This window comes from Streptomyces sp. NPDC055966 (assembly GCF_042269865.1).
GTDB lineage: Bacteria > Actinomycetota > Actinomycetes > Streptomycetales > Streptomycetaceae > Streptomyces.
Map to the genome: position 1 here is coordinate 66,441 of NZ_JBHJYK010000031.1, position 12,639 is coordinate 79,079.

General features: G+C 67.2%; 16 protein-coding genes. 12 read left to right on the forward strand and 4 right to left on the reverse strand.

Annotated features, from left to right (window positions below; all coding sequences use genetic code 11):
- From ACFC8N_RS42970 to ACFC8N_RS43025, 12 genes are all read left to right on the forward strand, one after another.
- The gene (locus tag ACFC8N_RS42970; RefSeq protein WP_376295119.1) at positions 1–1,899 is read left to right on the forward strand and encodes a glycosyl hydrolase family 28-related protein; all 1,899 of its coding nucleotides are present in this window, start codon (positions 1–3) and stop codon (positions 1,897–1,899) included.
- On the forward strand, positions 1,899–2,645 hold the full coding sequence (locus ACFC8N_RS42975; RefSeq protein WP_376295121.1) for a hypothetical protein: 747 nt from the start codon (positions 1,899–1,901) through the stop codon (positions 2,643–2,645). The genes ACFC8N_RS42970 and ACFC8N_RS42975 overlap by 1 nt, the downstream gene beginning before the upstream one ends.
- 16 nt (positions 2,646–2,661) lie before the next feature.
- On the forward strand, positions 2,662–3,138 hold the full coding sequence (locus tag ACFC8N_RS42980; protein WP_376295123.1) for a hypothetical protein: 477 nt from the start codon (positions 2,662–2,664) through the stop codon (positions 3,136–3,138).
- 14 nt (positions 3,139–3,152) lie between these two features.
- Positions 3,153–5,483 carry a hypothetical protein gene (locus tag ACFC8N_RS42985; RefSeq protein WP_376295125.1) on the forward strand — a complete coding sequence of 777 codons (2,331 nt, stop codon included), beginning with the start codon at positions 3,153–3,155 and terminating at the stop codon, positions 5,481–5,483.
- Between the two features lie 64 nt (positions 5,484–5,547).
- A complete protein-coding gene (locus ACFC8N_RS42990) occupies positions 5,548–5,829 on the forward strand; it encodes a hypothetical protein (RefSeq protein ID WP_376295126.1) in 282 nt (93 codons plus the stop codon).
- 65 nt (positions 5,830–5,894) lie between these two features.
- Complete coding sequence (locus tag ACFC8N_RS42995; protein WP_376295128.1) at positions 5,895–6,824, forward strand: hypothetical protein; 930 nt, start codon at positions 5,895–5,897, stop codon at positions 6,822–6,824.
- Position 6,825: 1 nt separating this feature from the next.
- The gene (locus tag ACFC8N_RS43000) at positions 6,826–7,371 is read left to right on the forward strand and encodes a phospholipase D-like domain-containing protein (protein WP_376295129.1); all 546 of its coding nucleotides are present in this window, start codon (positions 6,826–6,828) and stop codon (positions 7,369–7,371) included.
- Positions 7,368–7,592: a hypothetical protein gene (locus tag ACFC8N_RS43005; protein ID WP_376295130.1), complete on the forward strand. Its 225-nt coding sequence runs from the start codon at positions 7,368–7,370 to the stop codon at positions 7,590–7,592. The genes ACFC8N_RS43000 and ACFC8N_RS43005 overlap by 4 nt, the downstream gene beginning before the upstream one ends.
- A 10-nt stretch (positions 7,593–7,602) precedes the next feature.
- Entirely contained in the window at positions 7,603–9,135 is a 1,533-nt protein-coding gene (locus ACFC8N_RS43010; RefSeq protein WP_376295131.1) for a glycoside hydrolase family 25 protein, read from the forward strand.
- The gene (locus ACFC8N_RS43015; protein WP_376295133.1) at positions 9,132–9,383 is read left to right on the forward strand and encodes a hypothetical protein; all 252 of its coding nucleotides are present in this window, start codon (positions 9,132–9,134) and stop codon (positions 9,381–9,383) included. Before ACFC8N_RS43010 ends, ACFC8N_RS43015 begins: the two co-directional genes overlap by 4 nt.
- 51 nt (positions 9,384–9,434) lie before the next feature.
- Positions 9,435–9,800: a hypothetical protein gene (locus ACFC8N_RS43020; protein ID WP_376295134.1), complete on the forward strand. Its 366-nt coding sequence runs from the start codon at positions 9,435–9,437 to the stop codon at positions 9,798–9,800.
- A 65-nt stretch (positions 9,801–9,865) separates the two neighbouring features.
- A complete protein-coding gene (locus ACFC8N_RS43025) occupies positions 9,866–10,597 on the forward strand; it encodes a hypothetical protein (protein ID WP_376295136.1) in 732 nt (243 codons plus the stop codon).
- A gap of 333 nt (positions 10,598–10,930) precedes the next feature.
- Here ACFC8N_RS43025 and ACFC8N_RS43030 read toward each other — a convergent pair whose 3' ends face one another.
- The 4 genes from ACFC8N_RS43030 to ACFC8N_RS43045 all read right to left on the reverse strand — a co-directional run bounded on the left by ACFC8N_RS43030 (position 10,931) and on the right by ACFC8N_RS43045 (position 12,627).
- Entirely contained in the window at positions 10,931–11,119 is a 189-nt protein-coding gene (locus ACFC8N_RS43030) for a hypothetical protein (RefSeq protein WP_376295138.1), read from the reverse strand.
- Between the two features lie 610 nt (positions 11,120–11,729).
- Positions 11,730–11,963 carry a hypothetical protein gene (locus ACFC8N_RS43035; RefSeq protein ID WP_376295139.1) on the reverse strand — a complete coding sequence of 78 codons (234 nt, stop codon included), beginning with the start codon at positions 11,961–11,963 and terminating at the stop codon, positions 11,730–11,732.
- Positions 11,964–11,974: 11 nt separating this feature from the next.
- On the reverse strand, positions 11,975–12,436 hold the full coding sequence (locus ACFC8N_RS43040) for a hypothetical protein (RefSeq protein ID WP_376295141.1): 462 nt from the start codon (positions 12,434–12,436) through the stop codon (positions 11,975–11,977).
- A gap of 11 nt (positions 12,437–12,447) precedes the next feature.
- Positions 12,448–12,627: a hypothetical protein gene (locus ACFC8N_RS43045; protein WP_376295142.1), complete on the reverse strand. Its 180-nt coding sequence runs from the start codon at positions 12,625–12,627 to the stop codon at positions 12,448–12,450.
- Between the last annotated feature and the right edge of the window lie 12 nt (positions 12,628–12,639).

Consider the following 12,639-nt stretch of genomic DNA (forward strand, 5'->3'; position numbering starts at 1 on the left):
GTGCCCTACCTGGTCGGCTACGCCACGCCCTACGACTATGGGGCCACGGGCAACGGAACGACGGACGACACCACCGCGCTTCAGAACGCGATCAACGGCGTGTCGGCTGCGGGTGGCGGCACGCTGTTCTTCCCCGCAGGCACATTCAAGATCAGTGCTGCGCTGACGCTACCCAACGGGGTGAGCCTCCTCGGCGTCGGCCAGAACGTCAGCGTCATCAACCAGACGTCGACGACCGCCAACGCGATCACGTACAACCCGAGCACCCTGAACTACATGTCGATCGAGAACCTTTCGATCACCGGGCCCGGCTCGGGCTCAGGCATCGGCGTCCTGATCGAAGCCAACAGCGGGTCGACGAACGTCAACTCCTGCTCCTTCCAGGACGTCACCATCTCCGGCTTCGGATCCCATGGATTCGAGCTGGTCACCGGTGTCGGCTGCAGCCTGAACACCGTCAACGTGAGCAGCGTCGGCGGCCACGGCATTTTCCTCAGCGGTGGCACTGGCAACACGCTGACGAACTGCTTCATCACCGGTGGGGCGTCTACGCAGCAGGGCTTCCAGCTCACCAACGTCAACTACACCACCCTCAACGGCTGCAAGGCCTTCAGCTGCGGCGGCGGCTACACGATCAGCGGTGGGTCGGCGAACGCCATCACTGGCTGCGGCGCGGACACGATCGTCGCCGCGAACGGGCAGGACGGCAGCGGCTTCAAAATCTCCGGCGGCACGGTCCACACGATCGACTCCTGCTACAGCAACATCAACAAGGCCAAGGCGTTCTACGCCACCGGGTCGACCGTCGCCGCGACGATCGAGAGCATCCAGGAGAACGCCCCCGGGGCCGGTGCCACTGCGTCCATCCAGGTCGACTCCGGCTCCACAGCCGTCGTCCTCGAAAGCTCCACGGTGACGGCCACCTCTTACGCTGCTGGCACGACCACCGTCATCACGGGTGGAACCGTCACTCTTGTCGGCCCGGTGACACTGCAGCCGACCGCGGCCGGCAACACCATCCTGGCCGGCAACGTGAGCGGCACGGACGCCTTCGACCGCATCCGGATCCTGGGCTCCGGCACTGTGTCCATCGGCCCTGGCACTACCAACCGGGACGTTCAGCTGGCCCGGACCGCGGTCGGCACCCTGTCTGTGACCAACCCGCTCACTGCGCATGCCGCAGTTGAAATCCTCGATGGAAACCTCGTCGTCGGCGGCACAGCCGTCCTCGGCGACAACGGCGTCGGGGAACTCCAGCTCACCAACATCACCACCGCCCCGACCACCAACCCGACCGGCGGCACGGTGGTCTACGCGGTGAACGGCACCTCGCCGCTGCAGCGGGACACCGCAGGGCACCTGACGAACCTGGCCTGGGCGGACAACCCGTTCCAGTCGAACGGCCTCATCACGTGGAATTTCGACCCCAACGTCATCAACTCGAACTATCCGGTGGCGTCGGGCACGATCAACCTGCACAAGATCTACTTGCCGACCACTGCCACGGTCTCCAACGTGCTCGTCGCCGTGCAGGCGGCGGGCAGCGGGCTGACGAGCGGTGACAACCTCATCGGCCTGTACAACGCGGCTGGCACGCGTGTCGCCGTCACCGCGGACCAGACCACTACGTGGGGGTCCACCGGGGTCAAGACGGCCGCCTTCACCAGCGCCTTCACACCGACCTCTCCCGGCGTGTACTTCGTGGCGGTCCTCTCCGTGGGAACCACTCCCGTGACCCTGTACGGTTCGCCGGGTTCCGGTGCGGTCTACAACGCCAACACGACGGGCGCCACCCTCGTCCACGCGACCGGGCCGACCGGGCAGACCACGATGCCGGCGACCATCACCATGTCCGGCCTCACGTCGTCGTCGCTGTCGATCTGGGCCGGGCTCAGCTGATGACGGGGACCCCCGCCTGGCAGTCCGCCACCGCCGGGCAGGCACCGCTCGCGGCGCACGTCAACCAGTACCTCGGCACTCACGCGATGCAGGTGCTCTACACCGGCACGCAGCGGGCCGTACAGTCCACGGTCGGGTCGGGGAACGTGTCCACGAACGGCACGTGGCTCGCCCAGTCGTTCACAACGGCTGTGGGGCAGACCGCAATCGGCTACGTGGTCATCCAACTGGCCGCGAACATCAGCGCGGGCGCGAACCTGGGCCCGACCACGGTGAGCATTCAGGCGAACGCTTCCGGGGCCCCGTCGGGCACCGCGCTGGTGTCGGCCACGGTCACCGCCGAGTACGTGTTCAACGCGCCGACGCTCATCGTCGTCCCCACGCCGGTAACCGGGCTCTCGGCGTCCACGACGTACTGGATTGTGGTGGCGTCGGCCGGGAACGCGACGTACTCCTACAACTGGGCCAAGAGCAACCAGACCTCTGGAGCCTCCACGTCCGCGAACGGCACGTCGTGGACGGCTCAGACCTATGGCCTGATCTTCCAGGTGTACGACCAGACGGTCACCGGTCAGCAGACGGCGACCTGGGAGGACTCGGGGGCCCGGTGGACGTGGACCGGCCGCAGCTCCACCGGCCTGGTCAATGCCTACGCCGCATACACCTCGGGCCAGACTGCGTCCGGCTACGTCCAGACGTACCGCGGCTTTTCCTCGGCCAACGGCCTTGTCACGTCGATCAACTAAGGAGAGGTGACCGGCTGTGGCCTCCACTCTGGAAGTCCTCACCGCCGCGCAGACAGCGTTCCTGATGAACAAGCCGGGCGCGTTCCTCTACCAGAACGCCTCACAATCCGTCGGGAGCGGCGCCTACACGCCACTGACGTTCAACGTGGCGGTCGGGGATGTCTGGGGAGGCTGGTCCAGCGGAAACTCCAGCCGGTACACCGTCCAGGTCGCTGGCACGTACGAGATCAGCTGGTTCACCGCCTGGTCGTCCAACAACACGGGCTCTCGGCAGCACTACGCTCAGCAGAACGGCTCCCAGATCAACGGCACCAAGCAGGAGCTTCCGGCGATGACGACCACGATGGGTGTCGCCTCTCCGGTGTTCCAGGTGCCGGCGAATGTCGGCGACTACTTCCAGGTGCAGATCTACCAGGACACCAGCAACCCCCTGAACACCTACGCCACGGCCCCGTTCTTCAGCTCGATGACCGTCAAGTGGCTGCATCTCTGAGGGGGTGAACCGGGGTGGCGTATAACCCGACGTGGAAGGCCGCCGAGAACGGTCTGCCCGGCAACCTGGAGGCCACGAACCACGCCGCGCAGATCGATCAGTTCCTCGCCGTTCACGGGGTCACCCCCGTCTATCAGGGGAACCTGATCGTCGCCCCGGGCGCGCTCACCAGCACCTACGGCACAGCCTTCTTCTGGGTGCAGAACGTCGGCGGCGGCTCGACGCTCGACGTCTATGACGTCGACTGGCCGTTCACTTTGCCCGGCGGTTCCACGGCGATCGGGCATGTCCAGGTGGCCCTGGCGCCCGTCGGCAATGGCGCGGACCTGGAGGTCACCCTCTACCCGGACAGCGGAGGCTTCCCGAATCTGTCCAGCCCGCTCTCCTCCGCAGTGGTGCCGGCATCACAGATTGCGAACCTGGGGGCGTCAGGTGGGCTCCCCAGCGCGGGAGCACTGGCCACCCCGGCGAACAACACGCTCCAGACGAGCCCGTACACAAACGCGCCCTGGGGGACTACGTCCTCCTCGGCCGCTGGCCTGCTGACCTCGACATCGACCGCCTCATACGGCCAGTACCTGCTGATGTTCGGCGGCACGGACTCCAGCACCGGCAACTCGACCCCGTACGTCTACACCATCCAGCTCAGTGCCACCGGCCCCGCCGCCGCAATGCCCCAGCCCTCACTGCCACAGGGCCTGCTCGGGGCAGGCGTCGCTGCCAGCGTGGACACGGTTGTCGTCGCCGGCGGCTACACCGGATCCTCCTTCGTGAACACGGTCTACACGGCCAGCTGGGACAGCAACACCGGGGTCATCTCCGCCTGGTCTGCGCAGGCCACCTTGCCCGCAGGGCTTGACCTTGCAGCGGTGGAGATCTGGAACGACAGCACGGTGTACGTCATCGGCGGCAACACCGCCTCCGGTGCTGGGTCGCCCGTGTCGACGGTGAGCTACGCCTCGATATCGAACGGGCAGATCCAGAGCTGGCAGACCGGGCCGGCGCTCCCCACCGCCCTGTTCGCCGCCGGATCGGCAATCATCGGGAACACCCTGATCGTCATCGGCGGCCACACATCCGGCACCAGCCCAGGTCTCACCAGCGTCTACTGGGCCAACATCGCCGCCGACGGCAGCCTCGGAACCTGGCAGACCGGACCGTCCCTCCCTGTGGGGGTCGGCGGCATCGAAAACAGCACGTTCGCCACCGACTCCGGCGTGTTCATCATGGGCGGCAACTCGGTGAACGGGACGCCGCCGACGTTCACCCGGGCTATGCAGTCCCTCACCGTCACAGCGGATGGGCTGGGGGCGTGGCAGCAGCAGCTCATCAACGGCAACTCGGGCAACCTGCCCACCGGCGGATTCTCCAACGGTGACGGCACCTACACCATGATCAGCCTGGGGCTGACCGCGGCCGGCTTCAGCAACACGCAGACGCTCAACACGGTGCCCCTCATTCCCGTACCGCTCCCGGCGAGCGGACTGACAGGCGGCGGCACCTACCACCTGCTGTTCCACCAGATCGGCGGCGACGCCAACAACTACGTGAAGCTAGGCGAGGTGCTGTGCAGCTCGTCCAACTGGCAGTACGGGGCCCGCTACACCGGCCCACCATGGACGGTGCGAGGCGGCCTCGCCATCCTGGCGAACATCTACGACCAAACCACAGGCGGCCAGCCCATCTGCACCTGGGAAGACCCGGGCGGCAGCAACAGCACCAGCATCAACCGCGCCGCGAGAACGTCCACGATGGTCTACGACTACCGCGGACGGCTACTGGGAGTGTGTGAGGGAACCCAGCTTCCCCAGGACCCGCTGAACAGCAACCCGACATTCACCAGCGGAATCTCGCCGTGGACAGCGAGCGGCGGCACATTCACCCAGTCCAACGCGCAGACCCACGGCGGCTTCTCCTTCTCCGGCCTGCTCACGCCCGATGGTGTGAGCAGCCAGGCAGCGGCCTTCTCCGAAAGCGTTCCCGCCACGGGCGGTCAGTGGTACACGGCGAACGCCTGGTACTACTCGCCCGTCGGCTACGCCCAAGCATGGCTGGCGATCAACTTCATCGACGCCCAGCACAACCAGATCACCTACTACTACTGGCAGCCCGCCCTTCCTGCCAACACCTGGACGAACGTGACCCGTATCGCCCAGGCGCCTGCCGGGACCGCCTACGCCAACGTCTCCGTTGCCGAACAAGGCACCCCGCCGGGCAGCGCTCTGTTGTACGTGTCGAACTGTTTCCTCACGCCGTCCGACCCGACAACGCTCGCCTCCGTCGCCGCCGTCACTTACCCGACGGGCACGGCATGGCCGCCTTCGGGCGTGTCGCAACTGAACTGACCCGAAGACCCCAGGCCCCTGCGTGTGGGTGGGGATCGCCTTCGCCGAGATAGGGGAGGCTCGCATGCGCGCCCGCTGGATCGCTGTCGCCCTCGCGCTTGTGGCCCTCGATGTCTACCTGCTGCTGGAGCACTGGAACGACGTCGCCGGGAATGTCGAGGCGCAGTTCATCATCGTCACCCCCGCTTTCCTCATCCAACACCTGGCGCTGCGACGGCACGTCGACCGTCGGCACGCCGAGACCGAGCAGCGCCTGGGCAAGAAGGTCGCCGAGACCCACGCCCAGGTCGCCGAGTTGCACGCCCTCCATGTTGAGGGCCAGCTACCGGACCGCTTTAAGCCCTGACCTGCACCACCCCTACAACCCCCGTACCGCCTGGTCGGGGGCTTTCTCATGCCCTCGGAGCCCTCATGCCCCGCAACCTCGTCTTCAAGGGCGGCCGCCTGCCGGCCGAGCCCGCTCGACCTCACCTGAAGTTCGGCGCCTACCTGGCCCCGGAACTTCCGGCCCCGCCCGCGTCCTCGGACTGGCTCACCCCTGTCCCGGCCGGGAACTGGGGGATGCTCGCCAACGATCAGTGGGGTGACTGCACGTGCGCCGGGGTTGGCCACAAGCGCATCGGTGACGTCTACATCAACCAGCGCACAGCCCTCACGGTCACGGATCAGGACGCTCTTGCCCTGTACTCGGCGGTCACCGGGTTCGACCCGAACGCCGGCCCGAGCGGGAACAACCCGACGGACCAGGGTGCCCTGTGCCAGGACGTGCTCTCGTACTGGCAGAAGAACGGCTTCCTCGGCGAGAAGATCGTAGCGTTCGCCAAGGTCGACATCAGCAACGTCACCGAGGTCAAGCAGGCCATCAACCTGTTCGGGCAGATCTACACCGGGTTCAACTTTCCCGGCTCGGCGATGGATCAGTTCAACAACTCTGAGACCTGGGACGTGGTGAGGGGCGCCCAGATCGAGGGTGGCCACTGCGTCACCATCGGCGCCTACGACGCGACCGGCCTGGAGTGCGTCACTTGGGGTGCCGTACAGCGGATGACGTGGGCGTTCTTCAAGAAGTACTTCGACGAGGCGTGGGTCATCGTCACCTCCGACATGATTGACCCCAGGTCCGGCAAGGACGTCCAGGGCTTCGACTTCTACACCCTGGGCCAGGACTTCTCCGGGCTCACCGGCCGGCCCAACCCTGTGCCCCAGCCGAGCCCGCAGCCGACGCCGGTGCCGACCCCTCCTCCGTCGCCCACTCCTTCTCCGGCTCCTGGACTGGATCCTGACGTGGTTCAGGCGTGGAAGTCGATGAAGGCGTGGGCCGCCAAGAACGGGGTGCAGTGACATGGCGCTCAACGACCTGACCGTGCTGGACCAGTACAAGACCGGCGGCTACCCGCCCGGCTATCCGGCCAACCTGCGCACCCTGTACTCCCCGGTCGACGACGTGCACGGCGCGTTGCTCGACCTCGTCCGCTCCGCCACCCAGAGCCTGATCCTGGCGCAGTACGGCTTCGACGACGACGAGCTCGCCGACCTGCTGAAGCAGAAGCTGCTCGACGAGTCCGTCGTCGTGCAGCTCACTCTGGACAGCTCACAGGCTGGCGGCGCGCACGAGCGGGGGATCCTCGCCCGCGAGGCGTACCCGGCCAGCTCGATCGCGATCGGCAGGTCGGAGCGGGGCGCGATCCAGCACATGAAGCTGCTGATCGTCGACGGCATCGACGTCGTCACCGGGTCCACCAACTGGTCCACCAGCGGCGAGACGCTCCAGGACAACCAGTGCACGATCGTCCGGGACCCCTATGTCGCCGCCGAGGCCCGTGCCCGCGTCGATGCGATTCACCACCACATGCTGCAGGCCGCGGCCAGGAAGAAGGCCGTCGCATGACCGTGTGGCGCTGGTACTGGCTGCTGTGGCTGGGGGCCTTCGTCGTCCCCGAGACGATCGCCCTGATTCGCGACCCGCGGAACACGCTGTCCTACGCGGTGTGGACGTGGTTCGGGGTCAAGGCTGGGGTGCCGATCAGCCACTGGACGTTCCTGCACATCGTCCTACTTCTGTTCATGATCTGGCTCGCGGGCCACTTCGCCTTCGGTATCTGGCGCTGAGGAGGCCGTGATGCTCAAAGGGATCGACGTCTCCTCGTACCAGTCGTCCTCGTACTCGACCGCGGGCCTGTCCTTCGTCGGCATCAAGGTCACTGAGGGCCTCAGCTACGTCAACTCCAAGTGGGTGGCGCAGCGCGCGACGGCTCGGGCCGCCGGGCTGGTGACGATCTTCTACCACTACCCGCACGTGGCCAACAGCCCGGCAGCGGAAGCCGACTACTTCCTCTCACAGATCAACCTGGCCGCGGGTGACGTGCTCTGCCTCGACTGGGAGTGGTACGGGCAGACGGCCACCGACCAGCAGGCCCGCGACTACAAAGACGTGTGGCTCGCCCGAGTGAAGGCCAAGGCGCCCGGCCACAAGGTCGGCGTCTACGCCGACACCAGCAGTTGGAAGAATGTCGACACGAACTCCAACTGTGGCGACTTCCTGTGGATCGCCGACTACACCACCGCGGGCCAGCCGCGGGTATCGCACCCGTGGACGTTCCACCAGTACTCGGACTCACCCGTGGACGAGGACGTCGCGAACTTCGCCAGCATGGCGGATCTGAAGGCGTGGGCTGGTGTAGGCGGAAGTTCCGGCGGGGGTGGCAGCACCACGGGCGCCGAGATCTACCCGGGCGCCTCGAAGGCCCACTGGTACAGCACCGCGTACCCGGGCGATCCGATGACGACGAACACGATCGTCTGGCACTCCACCGAGACGAGCGTGCTGCCGGACTACTCGGGCGGGTCGATCGCCCCGAACCTGACCGCGGTTCCGGACTTCAAGGCGCAGAAGTTGGTCTGGTACCAGCACTTCGGGTTCGACGAGTCCTCGAGGGCCCTCGTTCACGCGGCCGGGCAGATCGGCACCAACACGCTGAACTGCGCCCAGGTGGAGATCGTCGGCACGTGCGACCCGACCACCCACGCCACGTGGTCGAAGGCCGGTGTCCAGCATCTGTACATGCCGGAGCTCCCGGACTGGGCGGTCCGCGACCTGAGCGCGTTCGCCCACTGGGCGCACGACGCCCACGGCGTGCCGCTGACGTCCGGCTTGACCTGGAAGCCGTACCCGGCCTCCTACGGCAACAACGGCGTCCGCATGACCAACACCCAGTGGTCCGCGTTCAAGGGCCACTGCGGCCACGAACACGTCCCGCAAAACGACCATGGAGATCCCGGGCAGTTCCCGATCTCGGCAATCCTCGCAGCTCAGCCCACCCCCACCCCGGCTCCTTCGGAGGAAGACATGCCCCAGTGGACTTCCGGCACTGTGGTGCCGGGCCCGCAGCCGACCGTTGCGCTCCCGCCGCACGGCAGCGCCTGGCAGACCGCGGGCAACCGCAAGCTGCACCTCGGCATGGACCAGATCCTTGCCACGCCGCCCAAGGCGACCGTCCGTGTCGCCATCCACGACGGCACCGCGTGGCGGCTCACCACGGTCAACCTGACCGCGGCCGGCGGCACCGTCGACGTTCCGATGACCGCGGCCGACCAGAAGGTCAGCATGCAGACGACCGACGCCGGCGTCGCCTACGCCATAGAGAGCTGGTGACCACCATGACGAAGGCCTACTGGCTGGACATGGCGGAGCGCGTCGGCGCGACCGCCGCCGAGGCTGTCCTCGGTCTCACCATCACGGAGTTCAGCAGTTTGCCTGTGTGGTGGGCGGCGCTCCTCGTGCCCGTCCTGTCCGCGGCGAAGGGCTTCCTGGCCCGGTATGTGGGGAGCCCTTCCTCGGCGTCGCTGCTGCGGCGGCCGGCCGTATCCCCGGTGCCCGACCCGCCGGGCGCGGTGGAGTAGTGGGCGGCTTACCAGCCGCGCCATGTCCATGTACGACCCTGAGGGGTGACGGTGGCTGATGAGGTCTCCGCTGGAGAAGTGGACCGTCGCCTCGACGCGCACGAGCGCCACACCGACCGAACCCACGATGAACTTGCCAGCCGTATCACCAACCTCGCCAAGGACACCGTCCCGCTCGGCGAGTGGCAGCGAGCGGAGCGAGTTCGGGATGCGGAGATGGCCCGGATGAACCGCGAGCATGACGAGGACTTGGCGGAGTTGAAGGACAACGTCATCAAGCCCCTCGTTGGCCGCGTTGAGAAGCTGGAGGGGCGGCCCGGGGTGGCGTGGGGATGGGTTGTCGCGGGCGGCACGCTCCTCGTTGCCGTCTTGGGCGTGCTCATTCAGGCGTGGGCTGCGGCGAAGGGAGCTAAGTGACAGGGCACTCCGTCCCGCCGTCGGGGATACGGCGGCATCTGCCGACCAGCGCCAGGGCCGTCGTCGTGGTGCTGGTTTTCCTGGCCCTTGCCGGGATCGCGCTGGCGGTGAACACGCTCGAGGCGTCGAACCGATCGTTGCAGCGTGGTCAGCAGGCCCAGGCCACGGTCATCTCGCAGCTGGCTTCCGGTCTGGACACCACTCGTCAGCAGTTGAAAGCGCACGGTGTGAAGCCGTCCGCGCCTGCAGCGTCCAGCATTGTCCGCGGAGTGCAGGGCGTGCCCGGGGTTCCGGGGCCGGCGGGGCCGTCCGGGAGTCCCGGGGTCGCGGGCAGTCCCGGGCCGTCGGGAGCTCCGGGGGCGCCGGGCAGGAACGGTTCCAACGGCAGTAACGGTTCTCCAGGTGCTGCGGGATCGCCGGGCCCGGCCGGGCCGTCGGGCGCTCCAGGCGTCGGTGCGACCGGGCCAGCCGGCCAGGCCGGGGCCACCGGCCCGCAGGGGCCGGCCGGACCGCAAGGCCCCCAGGGTGATACGGGTTCGCAGGGGCCGAAGGGCGACACAGGCGCGACCGGGCCGGCGCCGTCGGGCTGGACGTTCACGTACCCGCCTGGTGCCCTCGGCGTCACTTACAACTGCACCCCGGACAGCGACGGGTCCACCCACTACACGTGCACGCCTGCATCCGGGCCGGCGCCGCTGGAGAAGAACAGCCCGGCGAAGGGCGCGCTGTCCGTGACCGGCCTGCTCGCCACGGCCGCCTACCGGCGTCTCGACCCTGCCGGCCGCCGCGCCGACTGACCACACACGAACGCGTCCCCGTTCCTTCCGCCACGCGGCGGGGGAGCGGGGACGCTTTTCGCGTTCGAACGTACGATGGAGCCGTGAGCAGCACCGCGCCTTCCGACAGACCTGTCCCGCCTCTGCCGACGTGCCCGCCGTCCCAGGTGGGTCCGTGCGCGGGGTGCGGGCATCCCACGCACCGGTACGGGGCGGGCGGGAATCCGCTCTGCGTGCTCTGCCGCGCCGAGGTGGAGGCCAAGCGGACGAAGTAGGGGCATCTTCTGCCCCGGATACGGGTCTGCCCCGCAGACGACAACGCGTCTGCGGGGCCTTCCTGCATGGTTCCGGCGTCTACCAGTGGCGTGTCTGGAACCAGATGATGACCAGGCTGACGGCACCGCTGCCGAGACGGGATGCCGCACCGCGAATCATCTCATCGTTGACTTTGCGCATGTTGCGTTTCGTCCAACGGTGAATCTGATCAGCGATTCGGTGGACAGGACTGTCTTCGGGTTCGGACTCCTTGTTATGGTGCTTCATGGTGTTCCTTTCGCTGCCTTTGACTTCCTTGGTGGACGGGACATCACGCAGGGAGCCCTCCTGACGCTGGGCGTAGGAAACTTCGCGTCGGGGCCGGGCTCCTTCTGCTTGCGAGCCAGTCTAGGGCTCCCTGGTAGAGCCGGGGCGACGGTGCGCGGCAACCTCGCCTGCTGCACACGTCATGTGACTGACCGTCATAGGGTGGCGCTCGCCTGATCTCAACTAGTCCTACTCAATCCCGCTCGGTACCAACTGAACCCAGCCGAACGCCATCCTCCGTGACCTCACTATGCGTTCCGTCACATTTGACCGCACTGACCGCCTGCGCCGGAATGACGTACACGGTAGGGGAACGGATCAGCCACCGCGCGAAGCTGATTGCGCTCTCGGCCACATCGCCCGTCAGTGCAGGTAGGGGCGTGAGTACACCTGCCCACAGATGAGTACTGGCAAGGTATTGGCGATCATTGGAAGGCATTGGGGAGCGTAAGAAAGCCACTTCTGGCCTGCGGTTTTGCTGGTTGGCCGATTCTCGCCGCCAGCCGGTACCGTGCATGACGAGGCCCCCGCCTGCTTCCTTCAGGCGGGGGCCTCACTGTGGTCGAGCGCGTCACTGATCGGTGGGCGGTCCAAGCCTGCGGAACAAGCGGTCCAGACCGTCGTCCACGGACGCTGCCGCCAGCTGGTCGACCTCGGCGTGGAGGACGCTTTCCGGCTCCCGGTTGGCGCACAGGGCGGCGTCCTGCCGTGCCATCGCCGCACGGACGGGCTGGTAGATGTCAGGGGTGTCGGGCCGGTGGGCGTGGAGAAGTTCGCGGAGTTCGTTCACCCGGTCTGTGCTCATGGTCGGTGTCCTCACTTCTCGGTGGTCAGGGTCTGCATGGCAAGGTCCACGCCCCGGGTGGGCAGCGGGTAGTCGGCCTCCGCCCCTCCGGTGAGGAGGGCCAGGGTCCATACGGTCACGACGTGTTCGAAGTCCTGCCGTGTCTGGTGGTAGTCGTCGGCCATCGCCCGGATGAACCGCGCAGCGGCCGTGCTGTACCGGGTTGCCTCGCTGGTGCAGGTGAGGATGTTTCCGAGCAGTGCGTCGAGCGCCAGGTACCAGATGTTCAGCATCTTGGCGTGCTCGCGGAGCATGTCCCGGGTGGCGTCCTGCCCGTACTCGGTTTCGTGCCAGCGGATGTGCTCGATGGTGAAGAGGTCGAAGCAGTCGCGCAGGCCGCTGCCGTGGACGGCTGCCTGGTAGTCCCAGATGGCCCGCGTCTCGGCTGGGGTGAAGGGGGCGGTGTCGTGCTCGTAGACGTCCAGGTCGGCCACGGTCGTTCTCCTCACTTTTCGGTGGCGCGGTTGGCGGCGGTGTTGTGCTCGGGGCAGGCGGTGCCGCCGTTCAGGTCGGTCCAGCCCAGCTCCTTCCGGGCGTCCTCGGCGTCCTCACGGGTCTCGTAACGCCCGTCCATGAAGCCCCAGCAGACGTCGCACTGCACCTCATAGGTGGTGGTGATCGGCATGTTCGGTGTCCT

Coding starts and splice junctions, on each gene's coding strand:
- ACFC8N_RS42975 (WP_376295121.1), top strand. CDS start 1,899: ATGACGGGGACCCCCGCCTGGCAGTCCGCCACCGCCGGGCAGGCACCG.
- ACFC8N_RS42990 (WP_376295126.1), top strand. CDS start 5,548: ATGCGCGCCCGCTGGATCGCTGTCGCCCTCGCGCTTGTGGCCCTCGAT.
- ACFC8N_RS42995 (WP_376295128.1), top strand. CDS start 5,895: ATGCCCCGCAACCTCGTCTTCAAGGGCGGCCGCCTGCCGGCCGAGCCC.
- ACFC8N_RS43000 (WP_376295129.1), top strand. CDS start 6,826: ATGGCGCTCAACGACCTGACCGTGCTGGACCAGTACAAGACCGGCGGC.
- ACFC8N_RS43005 (WP_376295130.1), top strand. CDS start 7,368: ATGACCGTGTGGCGCTGGTACTGGCTGCTGTGGCTGGGGGCCTTCGTC.
- ACFC8N_RS43010 (WP_376295131.1), top strand. CDS start 7,603: ATGCTCAAAGGGATCGACGTCTCCTCGTACCAGTCGTCCTCGTACTCG.
- ACFC8N_RS43030 (WP_376295138.1), bottom strand. CDS start 11,119: ATGAAGCACCATAACAAGGAGTCCGAACCCGAAGACAGTCCTGTCCAC.
- ACFC8N_RS43035 (WP_376295139.1), bottom strand. CDS start 11,963: ATGAGCACAGACCGGGTGAACGAACTCCGCGAACTTCTCCACGCCCAC.
- ACFC8N_RS43045 (WP_376295142.1), bottom strand. CDS start 12,627: ATGCCGATCACCACCACCTATGAGGTGCAGTGCGACGTCTGCTGGGGC.